Source organism: Candidatus Palauibacter scopulicola (assembly GCF_947581915.1).
In the GTDB taxonomy this organism is placed as follows: Bacteria; Gemmatimonadota; Gemmatimonadetes; order Palauibacterales; family Palauibacteraceae; genus Palauibacter; species Palauibacter scopulicola.
The window spans coordinates 1-16,142 of the sequence record NZ_CANPWG010000067.1 but is presented as its reverse complement, the minus strand read 5'-3'; the positions used below and the strand labels follow the sequence as shown (position 1 = coordinate 16,142).

The following is a 16,142-nucleotide window of genomic DNA, read 5'->3' as shown; positions in this document are numbered from 1 at the left end:
CGATGGCGCGGGACGCCCCGTGAGCGCGACGTGGATGCAGACGGCGCGACGGCTCCTCCCGCGGCTCGCGAGCCTGTCGCGCCGGATCCGGCCCACGTTCCACCTCGACTCGGTGAACGGCCTGAGCGCCGGGCGCGTGCGCGACCTGGGCGTCGAGGCCGTCCTGTGGGACGTCGACGGCACGCTGATGGCGCACCACGCCGGACGCGTGGATCCGGCGCTCGCGGCCGGGTTCGAGGACCTGCTCCGGGCGCCGGGGCTGCGGCACGCGATCGTCTCCAACTGCCAGGAGGCGCGCTTCGCCGAGTTGGGGGAGATCTTCCCCGCGGTCCCGGTGCTGCTCGGATACGAGACCGGGGCCGGGGCGGCATTCCGCGTCCGCCGCGGACCGCGCGCGTCGTGGCGCGGCCCCGGCGCGGCGGCGGCTTCCTCCACCGGCGACGGGACCCCCGGGGAGCTGCGGCCGATCCGCAAGCCGAGCCGCCGGCTCGTGCGAGCCGCGCTCGAGGAGCTGGATATCGCGGACCGTCCGGAGGCGGCGCTGATGGTGGGGGACCAGTACTTCACGGACATCGCGTCGGCGAACCTGGCCGGCGTTCGCTCCGCGAAGGTGCCCACCCTGCACCGGGCCAGCTTCCCGGCCCCGGTCCGCTGGTCGCAGCGGCTCGAGGCGGTGCTTTACCGGCTGAAGCACGGCCTTCCGCGGCCGGGCGGCGCTTGACGGACCCGGTCCTCGCCGCGATCGAGCGGGAGGTCACGGCCTGCCGGAAGTGCCCGCGGCTCGTCGAGTGGCGCGAGCGCGTGGCGCGGGAACGCCGGGCCGCCTTCCGCGACGACACGTACTGGGGCCGTCCGGTGCCGGGCTTCGGCGATCCGGCCGCGCGCCTCCTCATCGTCGGGCTCGCCCCGGCCGCGCACGGCGCCAACCGCACCGGGCGCATGTTCACCGGTGACCGGTCCGGCGACTGGCTCTACCGCGCCCTGCACCGCGCCGGGTTCGCCTCGCAGCCCGACTCGACCGCCCGGCACGACGGGCTGGTGCTCCGGGGCGCCTGGGTGACCGCCGCCGTGCGCTGCGCCCCGCCCGCAAACAAGCCCACCGCCGGGGAGCGCGAACGGTGCCGGGGCTACCTCGAGCGCGAACTCGACTTCTTCGCCGCCGCCCCCGTCATCGTCGCCCTGGGCGGGTTCTCGTTCGCCGCGCTACTGAGGATCTTCCGCGAACGCGACGAAGCCGTCCCGCGCCCCGCGCCCCGCTTCGGCCACGGCGTGGAGGTCGAGGTCGGCCGCCGCCTGCTGATCGGCTCCTACCACCCGAGCCAGCAGAACACCTTCACCGGCACCCTCACCGAACCCATGTTCGACGCCATCTGGACCCGCGCCGCCCAACTCGTCACGCCACCTCAATGTCCGTGAGCCCGAAGTCGTTGCCCTTGAACAGCAGCGGCTCGCCGGCAGTCCTCGCGAGCGCGTACGCGAAGCAGTCCCCCAGGTTCAGCGCGGCCGGGTGGTTCCCCTTTCCGTAGCACCGCCACGCATCCCGCGCGACGGCAGCCTGCTCCGCCGTGACCGGAACGACCTCTACCTGCGTGCGCTCAAGGAACCGGTCGAGTTCATGGCCGGCCCGGATCCCGCCCTTGCCCTCGGCCACGATCGCCGTCTCCAGGAGCGTCGCGGCGGAGATGCGACGCGACGTAGCCTCTGCGATGGCCCGCCGATAGCGAACGCCATCGGGTTCATTCAGCAGAATCGCGAGAATCGCGGATGAGTCGATGATCACTTGGGCGCGCCGTGCTCGTCATACAGCAGATCGCCGTGGTCGGTGGAGGAGACCCCCGGACCGATCAACTTCGAGCACCGCTCACCGATGGCGCGCATCTCCCGCATGAGCGCATCCGCGTCGCGCCGTCGTTGCTCGCGTTCCAGACGTTCCTTCAATGCGATCGTGATCGCTCCCGTTTTCGTGTCTCCGGTCAGCCGCGCCAGCTCGTCGGCCAGCCGGCACGTCTCCTCGTTCTTTATGTTGAGGCTCATCATCCACCTCTCAACCGCCAGGGTAGACACCACTCACGGGCAGGGTAGAAAGCCGCACCGTGATTCTACCCTAGAGGCCCTCTTCCGGGGTCGCAACCACGCCGCGCCGGACACTATTCCGACGGCGGCCTGGTCGGGTCGAGCACGGAGACGCCCGTCGGTTCGTAGTGGCCGACGTTGCGCGTCACCACGGTCAGACCGTGTTCGAGGGCGGTCGCCGCGATGAGCAGATCCGCGAGCAGATCCGCCCCCTGATGGCCGATCGAGGCCGACAGATGGCCCCAGCGCCGCGCCGTCGGAGCGTCGATGCCGAGGATGCGGTCCCCGTACAGCCGGAGCACGCGGTCCAGCCAGGAGGCGAGCGCCTCGGCAAACGCCGCGTCGCGGGCGCGCTGCCGGGCGATGCCCCGCTCGATCTCGCCAATGGAGACCACGCTCAGATGGAGGTCCACGGTTCGCCGGCTGGAGAGCCAGTTCGCGATGGCCGGTGTGCGATCCGGCCGGCGGAGCTCGGACAGCACGTCCGTGTCCAGAAGGAACATCACAACTCCACAGGTCGCGGGGCCACCTCGAGTCGCTCCACGTCTTCGCCACCGCCGGGCATTGAGAGCAGAAGTTCGGCGAAGGTCGGGGCCGTCGCCCCTTCCAGGCGTCGGAGCCGCTCGTATTCCCCGACGGAGATCACGACGACGGCCGGTTTGCCGTGTCGGGTCACGCGCTGCGGCTCGCCCGCCACGGCGGCGGTAACGACGGCGCTGAATCGGTTCTTGGCATCATGCAGCGGCCATTCGGTCATCGATCTTCTCCATGTCTAATCTATCTATCTAGATCATATTTCTAGCCAGAAAACTGCGTCAAGATCACCGCTCCCGCTACGTCGTTGATCGCTCGACCCATCAATCGCTCCTCAATCCACGAGCGACACCCTTGCCGAGCATGGCGGCTGTCCGCGCATTTTGAGGGGACGCGGACCCGTGCAGCGCGCCGGCCGTCCGCGCAGGAGCCACCGCGGAGTCACCGCAAGTCAGGAGAAAAGCACCCATGCCGAACACGTCCCGAGGGATCCCCACCCTCCACGCCCTCCTCGCCCTGGCCCTCGCCGCCACCCTCGCGTTCCTCCCATCGAGGGCGGCCGCGCAGGACAGGCCCACGCTCGGGGCGGACGACTACGACCAGTGGGAGCGCCTGGGCCAGGCATCGCTTTCGCCGGACGGCCTCTGGCTCGCCGTCGTCGTCCGTCGCGTGGACGAGACCTCGGAGCTTCGGATCCACCGCACCGATTCCGATTCGGTCGTCGTCGCCGCGGAAGGCGCGCGCCCGGGGTTCGGCGCGGACGGAAGCTGGCTCGCCTACGCCATCGGCGTCTCCCCGGACGAGCGCGACCGGCTGCGCGAGCGGGGGGACCCCGTCCGCAACGGCGTCGGCCTCCTCAACCTGCGGACGGGAGAGATGGAGGAGATCGAGGCGATGCAGTCGTTCTCCTTCTCCGATGACGGGAGATACCTGGCGCTCCGCCGCTACGGCTCCGCGGAGAGCGAGAGCGACGGCGCCGACGTCCTCGTGCGGGATCTGACCCGGGGAGGGTCGATGAGCTTCGGCAACGTCTCGGCGTTCGCGTGGCAGGAGGAGGGGAGCCTGCTGGCCATGACCGTCGACGCCGAGGATCGGGTCGGCAACGGCGTCCGGCTCTACGATCCGGAGTCCGGTCGCATCCGCTCGCTCGACGCCGACGAGGCGACCTACCGAGAGCTGTCGTGGCGCGAGGATGCCCCCGACCTCGCCGTCCTCAAGACGTTCGAGGATGAACGGCATGAGGACACCGCCCACGTGGTTCTGGCGTGGCGCGATCTGGCCTCCGACAGCCCCCGCGCGTTCGCGCTCGACCCGCGGGAACCCTCCGAACTCCCCGGAGGCGCCCGGATCGTCGAACACCGCGCCCCCTCCTGGTCCGACGACGGCTCCACGATCTTCCTCGGCCTGCAGGAGCGGATCCCGGTCGAGACCGCCGCCGAAGACGCGGAAGGGGAGGGCGAAGGGGAGGGCGAAGGGGAGGACGGCGGAGCCGCCGAAGAGGAGAACGGGGCCGCACGCGACGATGAGGAGAGCCCCGGCGTCGAGATCTGGCATTCCCTCGATGTCGATCCGATCCCCCAGCAGCGCGTGCGCGAGGACCGGCTGCGGCAGGAACACGATCTCGGCGCATGGAAGCTGGCCGACGGCGGATTCCTCCTCCTCGGGGGCGACCACGCGGACCAGGTCGAGATCGCGGAGGGCGGGCGCCACGTGCTGGCCCGCGACGAGACGCCGTACGACGTCAACGCGATGTTCCGCCAGCAGTTCCACGACATCTACGCCGTCGACGCGCGAACGGGGCGCCGCGAACTCGTCCGGGAGCGGGTGACGATCGACATGGGCTCGAGCCCCGGCGCACGCTACGCCGTCTGGTTCGAGGACGCCGACTACTGGACGCACGACCTCGCCACCGGCGAGACCCGCAACGTGACCTCCGGACTCGGCGGCACCTTCGTGGACCTCGACCGGACGCCGACCCGCGAGCAGATGCCTCCCTTCGGCATCGCCGGCTGGCTGGAGGACGACGCGGCGCTGCTCGTGAACGACCGCTTCGACGTGTGGGAGGTGAACCCGGACGGGTCGGGCGGGAGGCGGCTCACGAACGGGGCGGAAGACTCGATCCGGCACCGCGTGGTGCGGGTCGACCGGGAGGCCGACGCCTTCGCCCCGGATGAACCGCTCTACTACTCGACCTACGGCGAGTGGACCAAGAAGGCCGGCTTCTCCCGCGCCCGCCGCGGCGAGACGCCCGAGCCGCTGGTCTGGGCCGACGCCCGCTTCCAGGGCGGCCTCCTCAAGGCGGAGGACGCCGACGTGTACGCCTTCCGCCGCGAACGGTTCGACGACTCGCCCGACTACTTCGTCGCCGGACCGGACCTCGGCGAAGCCCGGCAGGTCACGCGCACGAACCCCTTCCAGGAGGACTACGCCTGGGGCCGCACGCAACTCATCGACTATGAGAACGAATGGGGACGCCCCCTCCAGGGCGCGCTCATCTATCCGGCCGACTACGATCCGGGTCGAACGTATCCCATGATCGTGAACCACTACGAACTGCTCTCGCAGAATCTCCACCAGTACGTCGTTCCGGACCCCACGAGCTACTACAACCTCCAGATCTGGAGCCACGAAGGGTACTTCGTCTTCCGGCCGGACGTCGTCTATCGCGACCGGCGCCCGGGACAGTCGAACGTGGAGACGCTGCGCCCGGCGGTGGCGGCGGCGGTCGAGACCGGGATGATCGACGCCGACCGCGTCGGACTCATCGGCCATTCGTGGGGCGGATACCAGACGACGTTCTTCGTCACCCAGGACGATCTCTTCGCGGCCGCGGTGGCGGGCGCGCCGCTCACGAACCTCATGAGCATGTACCTCTCTTTCTACTGGAACTCCGGGGGAACCGACGCCCGGATCTTCGAGATCAGCCAGGGCCGCATGCAGGTGCCGTGGTGGGAGGACTGGGACTCCTACTTCAACAACTCCCCGCTCCATCACATTCAGAATCTCAACACGCCCCTCCTCATCGAGTTCGGGACGGACGACGGCGCCGTGGAGTTCAACCAGGGCGTCGAGTTCTACAACGCGGCCCGGCGCGCGGGGAAGGACGTGGTGATGCTCGTCTACGAAGGGGAGAACCACGGGCTCGCGAGGGAACCGAACCAGCGCGACTACCAGAGCCGCATCCTCCAGTGGTTCGCCCACTACCTGAAGGGGGAACCGGCCCCGGAGTGGATCACCACCGGCGTCCCCTGGCTGGAACAGAAAGACGGCCTCAGGAAGAAGAAAGTGAGCTGAACCATGATTCCGGGTCCCGACCGTACTCCGGCTGTCCTGCACCGGGTCTCCATCCGCGCGCTGCTGACGGCGGCGGCGCTGCACGCGGTCCTCGCGGCCGCGTCCCCTCGCGTGGAGGCCCAGTCCCCCGAGAGAATCGCGGCAGGATTCACCTGGCGCCTGATCGGACCGGCAATCTCCGGCGGCCGCATCGCCGATCTCGAAGTCGTGCCCGGCACGCAGTCGCACATCTACGTCGGGGCGGCCTCCGGCGGTGTGTGGAAGAGCGTCAACCACGGGACGACGTGGGAGCCGATCTTCGACGACGCGGCGAACCTCTCGGTCGGGGACATCGCGCTCGCCCCGTCGGACCCGCTGGAGGTGTGGGTCGGGACCGGGGAACCGAACAACCGCAACAGCACGCCGTGGGGAGAAGGCGTCTACCACTCCTCCGACGGCGGCAAGACGTGGCGGCTCACGGGGCTGGCGGAGACCCGGCACATCGGGCGCATCGCCGTCCATCCCACCGATCCGGACATCGTGTGGGTGGCGGCGCTGGGGCACCTGTTCGGCCCCAACGCCGAGCGCGGCGTGTACCGGACGACCGACCGCGGCGAGACGTGGACGAAGGTCCTCCACATCGACGACGACACGGGGTTCGTGGACCTCGCCCTCAACCCCGCGGATCCATCCGTCATCTACGCGGCCGCGTACCAGCGGCGGCGGCGCGCGTGGGGGTTCGCGGGCGGCGGGCCGGGAAGCGGCATCTACAAGTCGACGGACGGCGGAGATTCCTGGCGGGAGGTGACCGAGGGCCTGCCGGAGGGGGACAAGGGAAGGATCGGGCTCGCCGTCTCCGGGCGGGATCCGGCACTGGTCATGGCCGTCGTGGAGGCGGCGGAGGGCGGCATCTTCATCTCCCGTGACCGCGGCGAGAGCTGGATGCGCGTCAACGAACTGAACCAGCGTCCGATGTACTACAGCCAGCTCCGGATCGACCCGAACGATGAGGATCGGGTCTGGCTGGTGGCGGGCAGCCTGCACCGCTCGGAGGACGGCGGCGACACCTTCGAGGCCCTCCCCATGGAGATCGAATACAACACCGGCGTTCATGTGGACCACCACGACCTGTGGATCGACCCCGAGGACTCGCGCCACATGATCCTCGGGAACGACGGCGGACTCTATTCCACGTGGGACGACGGCGACCACTGGACGTTCATCGGGAACATCCCCATCGCCCAGTTCTACGACATCGACCTGGATCTGGCGGACCCGTACCACGTCTATGGAGGACTGCAGGACAACAACTCGTACCGGGGCCCCAGCCGGACGCGCCGCTACCAGGGGATCATGAATCGCGACTGGCAGGTGCTCGACTACGGCGACGGGATGTACACGGAGACGGACTGGTCCGATCTCGGCACCGTCTACGTGACGTCGCAGAACGCCGGGATCGTGCGCGTGAACCTCGCCACCGGAGACCGGAAGGCGCTCAAACCCTTCCCGCCGGACACGACGGTCGAGTATCGCTTCGACTGGAAGTCGCCGATCCTGGTGTCCCCGCACGACGCGAACCGGGTCTACCTGGGCGGCAACCGGCTCTTCATCTCGGACAACCGCGGGGAGAGCTGGCGCGCGACGGAGGATCTCACGCGGCAGATTCACCAGGACAGCCTCGAGCTGATGGGCGTGCGTCCGGACTCGACGACGCTCTCGAAGCACGATGGCGCCTCCGGGTACGGGGAGATCACGGCCGTGGCGGAGTCGCCGGTCGAGGCGGGGGTGCTGTGGATCGGAGCGGATGACGGATCGGTGCGCGTGAGCCGGGACGACGGGGAGAACTGGGAGGATCTGACCGACCGGGTGACCGCGGCGGCGGGGCTGCCGTTCCCGTACTACGTGAGCTGGGTCGAGGCCTCGCACGCGGAGGCGGGGCGCGCATACGTGAGCCTGGACGGGCACTGGGACGACGACTACGGGCCCCTCGCGGTCGCGACGGAAGACTTCGGCGAAACCTGGCGGTCGCTTGCGGACGGGCTGAACGGGGCAGCGGCCGTGACGGCCACGGGCCGGGCGACGGGCGGCGGCATGGCGAGCGTGAACGTGATCCGCGAGCACCCGGAGAATCCGGACCTGCTGATCGTCGGCGCGGAGAACGGCGCCTTCGCCTCACTGGACCGGGGGGCGATGTGGGCCGCGCTCGGCTCGGGCCTCCCCGCCGTTCCGGTCGACGACGTCGAGATCCACCCGCGCGAGAACGACGTCGTCCTCGGCACGCACGGCCGCGCCATCTGGATTCTCGACGACATCACGCCGCTGTCGCAGCGGTCGGCCACCGCCGCGACCGGCGACGGCGCCGTGCAGCTGTTCGCCCCGCGTCCGGCCACGCTCTTCCTGTACCGGAACGACGTGCCGTCGATGGGCCAGGGAACGTTCCGGGCCGAAAACCCCGCGTTCGGCGCGAACGTCGACTACCGGCTCGCCGCGGAGGTGCCGGGCGGCGTATCGATCGATGTGCTGGACGCCGCCGGCCGTGACGTCCGGAGGCTCGAGGGCCCGGGGGCGGCCGGCCTCAACCGGGTCGCGTGGGATCTGCGGCACGATCCGCTGCCGCACGACACCACCCGGTATGAGGTGCCCAGCCTCGATGCGGGCCCCGAGGGTCCGCTGGTCCTGGCGGGGACGTTCACGGTACGCCTGACCGCGGGAGGCGAGACGCGCGAGCAGTCGCTGGAGGTGCGTCCCGATCCCGAACTGCCGGTGTCCGCGGAGGAGCGCCTGGCGCGTTACGAGTTCACGATGGCTCTTTTCGAGCTCCAGGGGGTGGCCTACAGGCAGGGCAGCGAAGCCTACGATATCGAGCGCCGGGCTTCCGAGTCGCTCGAGGCGCTGGAAGGCACGGAGGATGCGGCCGTCGGGGACCTCGAACGCGCCCGGGAGCTTGTGGGCGAGATCGAGGAGGTCGCCGACGAGTGGCGTTCGATCAACGGCGACATCCGCAACTGGTGGACCGGCCTGAGAGGCAAGTTCGACGGCGGTCCCTCCACGACTGGATCGCTGACGGGCCCCTCCGACGACCACCGGCGGCGGCTCGAGGTGATTCGCGCGACAGTCGAGGCCGCGTCCGCGCGGATGACTGCCGCGGCGGATGCGCTCGAAGCGCTGCAGAATCTGGCGGGCGTCGGCGCCCCGCCCAACCGGGACGGAGAAGGGGATGGACAGGAAACCGATCGATAGGAACCCGAAGGCCGCCACGCCGCGTCAGCTGGCGTGGCTGGCGCTGGCTGGAATCGCGGCGCCGGGCGCGCTCGAGGCGCAGGCGTGCCTCGGATTCAGCGGCAACGGGTTCCTCAGCGGCTCGGGCGCCGTGTGGCGCGAGTCATCCGAAGACGTCACGGGCCTTGGGGGCGCGGCCGGGTTCGACCTGGGTCTCGTCGCCGCGACAGGTCATTACGTGAAGTTCTCCGGCGCGGACGAGTTCGATCAGGAATTCGAGTTCGAGGACGCGCGCGCGAGCGTCGCCCTCAAGCTCCCGCTGCCCGTGCTGTCGGTCTGTCCCCTCGCCACCGTGGGGGTCGGAGGCGTCCTGTCGAGGAACTTCGACGAGCTCCCGTACAAGAGCGAGACCGTTTACGGGGTCGGCGTGGCGGTCGGGCAACGCTTCGGCGCGCCGGGCTCCGGCCTCGCGATCATCCCTTCGGCGACCGTGAGCATCGAGAACTACTCGGTCGACCGGCTCTACGACGACATCGTGGAGGGGGACAGGGAAGTCAGCGCCGTCATCCGCGGCGGCGTCACGGTCGAGATCGGCAGCATTCACGCCCGGCCGTACGTCGCGTTCACGACCGCCGAGGACAGCCACCTGATTGCCGGAGCCCTGCTGGGGGTCACCTTCTGATGAGTCCCGGCGGGCCCGAGCGGCGGGCCCGGGAACTGCGCAGGGAGCTGCGGCACCACGCCTATCTCTACTACGTCCGCAACCAGCCCGAGATCTCGGACGAGCACTTCGACGAACTGTTCCGCGAACTGAAGGTGCTGGAGGCGTCCCACCCGGAACTCGTCACGCCCGATTCGCCCACCCAGCGCGTGGGCGCGGAGCCCCTCGACGCCTTCGAGACCATCGAGCACACTGCGCCGATGCTCAGCCTCGATTCATCCGCCGATGTGGAGCCGCTCGAGCGGTTCGACGAGCGGATGCGCAAGGCGCTCGGGGACGACATCGGATACGTCGTCGAGCCGAAGTTGGACGGCGCCTCGATCGAACTCGTCTACGAATCCGGCCGGCTGTCGCGCGCCGTGACCCGGGGCGATGGCATGCGCGGCGAAGGCGTGACGGAGAACATCCGCACGATCCACTCGGTGCCGCTCCGCCTGCGGGCCGCGGATCGCGAGGTGCCGCGGCTCCTGTCGCTGCGGGCCGAGGTCATCATGAGAGTGGGCGAATTCGAGGCGCTGAACGCCCGGCTCCTCGAAGGCGACCGCGCTCCGTTCGCGAACCCGCGCAACGCGGCGGCCGGATCGCTGCGGCAGCTCGACCCGCGCATCACCGCCGCGCGCCCGCTCGACATCTACGTCTACGACATCCTCGCGGTCGACGGACGCCCGCCCCCCACGCAGCGGGCCACGCTGGAAGCGCTGCGCGAGTGGGGGCTGCCGGTGAACGAGCGCTGCCGGCCCGCGGCCGATGTCGGAGAGATCCTCGCGTTCCAGGCGGAGATCGAGGAGTGCCGCGACGACCTCGAGTACGAGATCGACGGCATCGTCATCAAGCTCGACGACATCGCCGCGCGCGACGAGGTCGGCGAGACCTCGCACCACCCCCGCTGGGCCTTCGCCTTCAAGTTCCCCCCGCGGAAGGAGATCACCCGCCTCCTTCATATCTTCCCCAGCGTGGGGCGGACCGGCGTGGTGACGCCCATCGCCTTCATGCGCCCGGTGGAACTCGGCGGCGTGACCGTGAGCCGGGCGAACCTGCACAACCGCGAAGAGGTCGCCCGCAAGGACATTCGCGAGGGCGACCGGGTGCGGGTGCAGCGGGCGGGAGATGTGATTCCGCAGGTGCTGGAGCGGATCGAGGAGCCGGGCCGCGAGCGCGCCGAGCCGTGGGCCATGCCCACCCAGTGTCCCTCGTGCGAAGCCGTCCTGGAGCCGCGCGGCCCGTACACCTTCTGCCCCAACCTGTTCGCCTGTCCCGCGCAGCTCGCCGGGCGGATTCAACACCTCGGGTCGCGGCATGCCCTCGACATCGAAGGGTTGGGAGAGGAAACCGCGAACCTCCTCGTCCGCAAGGGGGTGATCGGCCGCGTTCCGGAGCTGTTCGACCTGGATGCGGCGACGCTGATGGAGCTGGAAGGCTTCGCCGAGAAGTCCGCCACGAACCTCGTCGGGGCGATCCACGCCGCGTGCAAGACCGAACTCGCCCGCTTCATCTACGGCCTCGGCATCCCCGAAGTCGGGGTGACCGTGGCGCGGGAACTCGCCTCGCACTTTCTGTCCTTCGAGGCGTTCCGGGAGGCGGCAGTGGAAGGGGAGGCGGCGGCAGAAGGGGAGGCCGCGGCAGAAGGACAGGCCGCGGCGGAAGGGGAGGCGCTGCAGGAAGTGGACGGGATCGGGCCCCGGATGGCGGAGGAGATCACCGCCTTCCTGGCCCGCCCCGAGGTGTCGAAGGTTGTGGACGAACTACGCGCCCGCGTCGAGCCCGTGCCCCCGCCGCGCGCGGGCGACACCCTGGCCGGGCTCCGGATCGTCCTCACCGGGGGGCTCGACTCCATGAGCCGCTCCGAGGCCGGGAAGAAGCTCGAGGCGCTGGGCGCGAAGGTCACGTCATCCGTGAGCAAGCAGACGAGCTACGTCGTCGCGGGCGAGAACCCGGGCCGCAAGCTCGAGCGGGCGCAGACCCTCGGCGTGGAGATCCTGGACGAAGCGGGCCTCCTCGCACTCCTGAGCGGCGGACCCGGCGCGCTCTCCGCGCCCGACGAGCCAGCGTCCGACCCGACCGCGTCAGACCAGACCGCGCCCTGATGGAGAACATCGAGATCGTCCGCGTCCTGAACGAGGTGGCCGACCTGCTCGAGATCCAGCAGGCGAACCCGTTCCGCGTCCGCGCCTACCGCAACGCGGTGCGCACGATCAACGCGCACGCCTCGCCCCTGCGCAAACTCGTCGAGCAAAGCGCCGACCTCACCGCGCTGCCGTCGATCGGGAAGGGGATGGCGGACAACATCCGCGAACTCGTGGAGAGCGGGCGCCTCGCGATGCTCGACGAAATGGCGGCCGAGATCCCCCCGGGACTCGTCGAGTTGATGCGGCTGCCGGGGGTCGGTCCCAAGAAGGCGCGCAAGCTGTGGGACGAGCTGGGCGTCGAATCGATCGACGACCTGGAGGAGGTCGCGAGCGAGGGGCGCGTGGCCGAACTCCCCGGTTTCGGCGTCAAGACGCAGGACCGCATCCTCCGCGGCATTCGCAACTATCGCACGAGCACGACCCGCTTCCGCCTCGGGGAAGTCGACAAGCTCCTGCCGCCCCTGATCGAACACCTGCGGGCGACGCCCGGCATCACCCGCCTGGAAGTCGCGGGGAGCTATCGGCGCCGGAAGGAAACCGTCGGCGACATCGACATCCTCGTCCTCGCCGACGACGCGCGCGCCGCCTCCGACGCCCTGGTCGGGTTCTCCGGCGTGGAGAGCGTGATCGGCGCCGGCGGGACGAAGACATCGGTGCGTCTCCGCAGCGGATTGCAGGTCGACCTGCGGGTCGTGCCGCCCGAGAGCTGGGGAGCCGCGCTCATCTACTTCACGGGGTCGAAGGAACACAACATCCGCCTGCGCCGCCGCGCGCTCGAACGGAAGCTGCGCGTGTCCGAGTACGGCGTGTTCACGATCCCCGAGGAGTCCCTCGGCGATGCGCTTGGCGAGCGGGGCATCGCCTCCGAGGGAGAGATGGTCGCGGGAGCGACGGAAGAGGAGGTCTACCGGGCGCTCGATCTCTCCTGGCTGCCGCCGGAACTGCGTCGCGACCGGGGAGAGTTCCAAGCTTCCGATGCCGGGGAACTGCCCCGCCTGGTCGAGACGTCCGACCTGCGCGGCGACGTCCACATGCACAGCACGTGGTCCGATGGCCGCGCTTCACTCGAGGAGATGGTCCGGGCGTGCGCGGCGCGCGGCTACGAGTACATGGCGATCACCGACCACTCGAAGGCGCTGGCGATGGTCGAGGGTCTCGATGCCGCCAAGCTTCGACGCCAGTGGGACGAGATCGCGGAGGTGCAGGCCGCCCACCCCGAGATCCGGATCCTGCGCGGGCTGGAGGTCGACATCCTCCGCGACGGATCGCTGGACCTCGAGGACGAGATGCTCGAGCGGCTCGACGTCGTGATCATCTCGGTCCATTCCTTCCTCGGGCTGGACCGGGCGCGGCAGACGGCGCGCGTGCTGAAGGCGCTCGCGCACCCCCGCTCGATGATCTTCGGGCATCCGACGGGACGGCTCATCAACCGGCGCGGTCCGATCGATGTGGACATCGACGATATCCTGCACGCCTGCGCCGAGTTCGGCGTCGCCGTCGAAGTCAACTCCCACCCCCACCGTCTGGACCTGAAGGACAGCCACCTCTGGCGCGCCCGCGAACTCGGCGTGCCGGTCGTGGTCGCGACGGACGCGCACCGGCCGGACGACCTCGATCTGGCGCACTACGGCATCGAGCAGGCGCGCCGCGCATGGCTCACCCCCGAACACGTCCTCAACACGCGTGGCGTGGACGATTTCCTGGCGGCCCTTGGGAGAAAACGGGCGAGTTGATTCCCCGTTGAGAGCCCGTCCCCATACTCCCGTCGACAAGCAGCCACAGGTGGGACCTCACGGCAGGGAGACTCGGACACATGACGCGTGGATGCGGACTCTCACCCTTCTCGCGGGAACACCACATTCCGCTCCGCCGGCAACTCGCGGCGGATCTGGAAGCCGGGATTCGCGATGGACACGTCCGGCCCGGGGCCCGGCTTCCGTCGGCCAGGGACATGGCGCGGCGCCTCGGCATAAACCGGGGGACGGTCGGCGCCGCGTTCGCGCGGCTGCGCCGGAGAAACCTCATCGAAGTCGGGAAGGGACAGCGTCCGCGCGTGTCGATTCGCCCGCGCGCCCTCCCTCCGCCCCCGGCCGTGGAGATGGCGCCGAGGACCGCGGCGCTGGACCTGCTGCGCCGCGCGCACGCCGGGGGACTCTCGCGCTGGCGGCTGCTCAACGAGCTGGAGCGCATCGTGGACGGAGCCCGTAGCCCGGATGGCGCCCGGAACCCGAAGCCGCCCCTCGTGACGCTGTGCGAACCTCGACCCGGCTTGCGGGCCGTGCTCGCCGCGGAACTCCAGCATGCCTGCGGCTTCATCGTTCAGGCAGTCGACTCCGCGCGCGGGATACCGGAAAACTCGCCGGTGATCCTGCGGCGCGAGCTGCAGTCACGCATGCGCCGGTCCGGCACCGTCGAGTGCGTTCCCGTTTCACTCGCCGGGGGCACCCGCGAACGTGACCTCGTCCGACGCCGAATACGCCGCGGATTCGTCGTGCTGCTCTCCCGGAGCGAGACCGTGCGCGTGTTCGCGGCGGAACTCGCCGCCCGGGACTTCGCGCTCGGAATCGGCTTCAAGGCCCTCGACCCCGACCGCGACGCGCCGGCCGTGCGCCGGGCCGTGACGGCGGCAACGATCATCTTTCACGACCGGCTCGTCCCGATGGCTCGCTATGCCCACGGAAGTGCTCCCGCGGTGCCGATCACGCTCCTCCCGCTGGAAGAGGTCGAACGGCTCCGCGTCTACCTGTCCAGGACGGACCGGCGCGCGGGCGACCGCGGCGGCTCCGCCTCGTACGAACCGCCACGCCCGGGGCAACCGTAGCCCATGCGCGCCTTCACCCCTAGATTGAACGAGGTTCTGCCGTCGCCCCGCCAGGGAGTTGCCGGGACTATGAGTAAGCAGTTCCATACATCTATGGACTCTGATATGGACTCTGACGCCGAGTTGTGATTGTGTCTCCAGCCAAATTCGACCGCAGCGTGGTTGTAAGAGCGCTCCGCTTCCGAGCCAAACTCGATGGATTCCGACTCGAACGCGGCCACTACATGGATCGGCCCGACGATCGGGCCGACCGCTGGTACGCCGTACCGTTGGGAGACCGCGACGCCCCCCGTTCCGGAGAAGGCTTCCCAACGATCGCGGCGGCGGCGGACGAAGCGGAACGCCTCCGCAAGCTCCGGGAAGCGTCCGTTTCCGAAGACTGACCCACCTTTGCCGCGGACCCGCCGCGGCTCGAGGATCGGTCGCTTGAAGCGCCGCGCCGGCTCAAGTATTATCGACGGCCCAACTCGCAGGATGTTGGGGACGTTGGCCCGTGGTGGAATTGGCAACACGTCTGGCTCTGGACCAGAAGATTCCAGGTTCGAGTCCTGGCGGGCCAATCAGCACAGCAGCAACCTGACAGCAGCACCCTGCGGAGGGGTGGCCGAGTGGCTTAAGGCGGCGCCCTGCTAAGGCGTTGACTCGAAAGAGTCTCGTGGGTTCGAATCCCACCCCCTCCGCCTATCTGCTTCCGGCCTCCCCCCGGAGGCTTCCGGACGGGTGGCCGAGCGGACTAAGGCGCACGCCTGGAGAGCGTGTGGGCAGCAACCCTGCCTCGTGGGTTCGAATCCCACCCCGTCCGTTTAGCAGTTCCCACGAGGCAGTAAGAACATGCCCGCCCGGCGCGGGTTCGAACCGAGCGCCCGCAGGGCGCGAGCTCGGGGAGCCGCGCAGCGGCGACCCAATCCCACCCCGTCCGTTTAGCAGTTCCCACGAGGCAGTAAGAACATGCCCGCCCGGCGCGGGTTCGAACCGAGCGCCCGCAGGGCGCGAGCTCGGGGAGCGCCGCGGAGCGGCGGGAAGCCAATCCCACCCCGTCCGTTTAGCCTTGTCCACGACTCACGCGCGCAAGATCGTTAGGCAAGCCGTCGCACGCGCACCAATCTTCTCCTCCAGGCGATCCAGGATCGCATCGTCGAGGCCTTCCGTGCGAGCGGCCAAGACGATTCCATGCAACCGGTCGGCTACGCCGACGGCGACGGTGTCGCACAACGCGAGCACCTCCGAGACGGGGAGCCCCGCTTCGTTGGCGAAACGTTTCCAGTGCCTCACCTGGACGTATCCGAGACGGGCTTCGCCGCCGATCTTCACCGCAAGCTTGAGTCTCGGCTCGTAATAGCCGGGATAGGGCAGCACGCTAGCTAGTTCTCGTCCG

General features: G+C 69.7%; 13 protein-coding genes, 3 tRNA genes and 1 pseudogene. 12 read left to right on the top strand and 5 right to left on the bottom strand.

The window, feature by feature from the left end; translation table 11 throughout:
• Positions 1-19: 19 nt before the first annotated feature.
• Together RN743_RS14080 and RN743_RS14075 are read left to right on the top strand one after the other, a co-directional pair.
• Positions 20-721 (top strand): HAD hydrolase-like protein, encoded by a 702-nt coding sequence (locus RN743_RS14080; protein WP_310780762.1) that lies wholly within the window; start codon positions 20-22, stop codon positions 719-721.
• Positions 718-1,416: a uracil-DNA glycosylase gene (locus tag RN743_RS14075; RefSeq protein WP_310780760.1), complete on the top strand. Its 699-nt coding sequence runs from the start codon at positions 718-720 to the stop codon at positions 1,414-1,416. Before RN743_RS14080 ends, RN743_RS14075 begins: the two co-directional genes overlap by 4 nt.
• Here the strand turns inward: RN743_RS14075 and RN743_RS14070 are convergent.
• From RN743_RS14070 to RN743_RS14055, 4 genes are all read right to left on the bottom strand, one after another.
• Entirely contained in the window at positions 1,394-1,780 is a 387-nt protein-coding gene (locus RN743_RS14070; RefSeq protein ID WP_310780758.1) for a type II toxin-antitoxin system VapC family toxin, read from the bottom strand. The two genes, RN743_RS14075 and RN743_RS14070, sit on opposite strands and share 23 nt — an antisense overlap.
• Positions 1,777-2,037 carry a type II toxin-antitoxin system VapB family antitoxin gene (locus tag RN743_RS14065; RefSeq protein ID WP_310780757.1) on the bottom strand — a complete coding sequence of 87 codons (261 nt, stop codon included), beginning with the start codon at positions 2,035-2,037 and terminating at the stop codon, positions 1,777-1,779. The genes RN743_RS14070 and RN743_RS14065 overlap by 4 nt, the downstream gene beginning before the upstream one ends.
• Positions 2,038-2,147: 110 nt before the next feature.
• Positions 2,148-2,576: a type II toxin-antitoxin system VapC family toxin gene (locus tag RN743_RS14060; RefSeq protein WP_310780755.1), complete on the bottom strand. Its 429-nt coding sequence runs from the start codon at positions 2,574-2,576 to the stop codon at positions 2,148-2,150.
• On the bottom strand, positions 2,576-2,830 hold the full coding sequence (locus RN743_RS14055) for a type II toxin-antitoxin system Phd/YefM family antitoxin (protein ID WP_310780754.1): 255 nt from the start codon (positions 2,828-2,830) through the stop codon (positions 2,576-2,578). Before RN743_RS14055 ends, RN743_RS14060 begins: the two co-directional genes overlap by 1 nt.
• Positions 2,831-3,075: 245 nt before the next feature.
• Here RN743_RS14055 and RN743_RS14050 point away from each other — a divergent pair, with 245 nt between their 5' ends.
• The 10 genes from RN743_RS14050 (at position 3,076) to RN743_RS14005 (ending at position 15,569) form a co-directional block, all read left to right on the top strand.
• Complete coding sequence (locus RN743_RS14050) at positions 3,076-5,901, top strand: prolyl oligopeptidase family serine peptidase (protein ID WP_310780752.1); 2,826 nt, start codon at positions 3,076-3,078, stop codon at positions 5,899-5,901.
• 3 nt (positions 5,902-5,904) lie between these two features.
• Positions 5,905-9,120, top strand: coding sequence for a hypothetical protein (locus RN743_RS14045; protein WP_310780751.1), 3,216 nt, complete (start codon positions 5,905-5,907; stop codon positions 9,118-9,120).
• Complete coding sequence (locus RN743_RS14040; protein WP_310780750.1) at positions 9,098-9,781, top strand: hypothetical protein; 684 nt, start codon at positions 9,098-9,100, stop codon at positions 9,779-9,781. The genes RN743_RS14045 and RN743_RS14040 overlap by 23 nt, the downstream gene beginning before the upstream one ends.
• Positions 9,781-11,904 carry an NAD-dependent DNA ligase LigA gene (ligA, locus tag RN743_RS14035; RefSeq protein WP_310780748.1) on the top strand — a complete coding sequence of 708 codons (2,124 nt, stop codon included), beginning with the start codon at positions 9,781-9,783 and terminating at the stop codon, positions 11,902-11,904. Before RN743_RS14040 ends, ligA begins: the two co-directional genes overlap by 1 nt.
• Positions 11,904-13,679, top strand: a complete 1,776-nt coding sequence (polX, locus tag RN743_RS14030) for a DNA polymerase/3'-5' exonuclease PolX (RefSeq protein ID WP_310780747.1) — start codon at positions 11,904-11,906, stop codon at positions 13,677-13,679. The genes ligA and polX overlap by 1 nt, the downstream gene beginning before the upstream one ends.
• A gap of 80 nt (positions 13,680-13,759) precedes the next feature.
• Positions 13,760-14,767 (top strand): GntR family transcriptional regulator, encoded by a 1,008-nt coding sequence (locus RN743_RS14025; RefSeq protein WP_310780746.1) that lies wholly within the window; start codon positions 13,760-13,762, stop codon positions 14,765-14,767.
• A gap of 131 nt (positions 14,768-14,898) precedes the next feature.
• A complete protein-coding gene (locus RN743_RS14020) occupies positions 14,899-15,150 on the top strand; it encodes a hypothetical protein (protein ID WP_310780744.1) in 252 nt (83 codons plus the stop codon).
• 104 nt (positions 15,151-15,254) lie between these two features.
• Positions 15,255-15,327: transfer RNA gene (locus tag RN743_RS14015), tRNA-Gln, on the top strand.
• 34 nt (positions 15,328-15,361) lie between these two features.
• Positions 15,362-15,447 (top strand) — tRNA-Ser (locus RN743_RS14010).
• A 34-nt stretch (positions 15,448-15,481) separates the two neighbouring features.
• A tRNA-Ser gene (locus tag RN743_RS14005) sits at positions 15,482-15,569 on the top strand.
• Positions 15,570-15,826: 257 nt separating this feature from the next.
• Here the strand turns inward: RN743_RS14005 and RN743_RS14000 are convergent.
• Positions 15,827-16,142: pseudogene (locus RN743_RS14000) on the bottom strand (hypothetical protein); the annotation flags it as partial.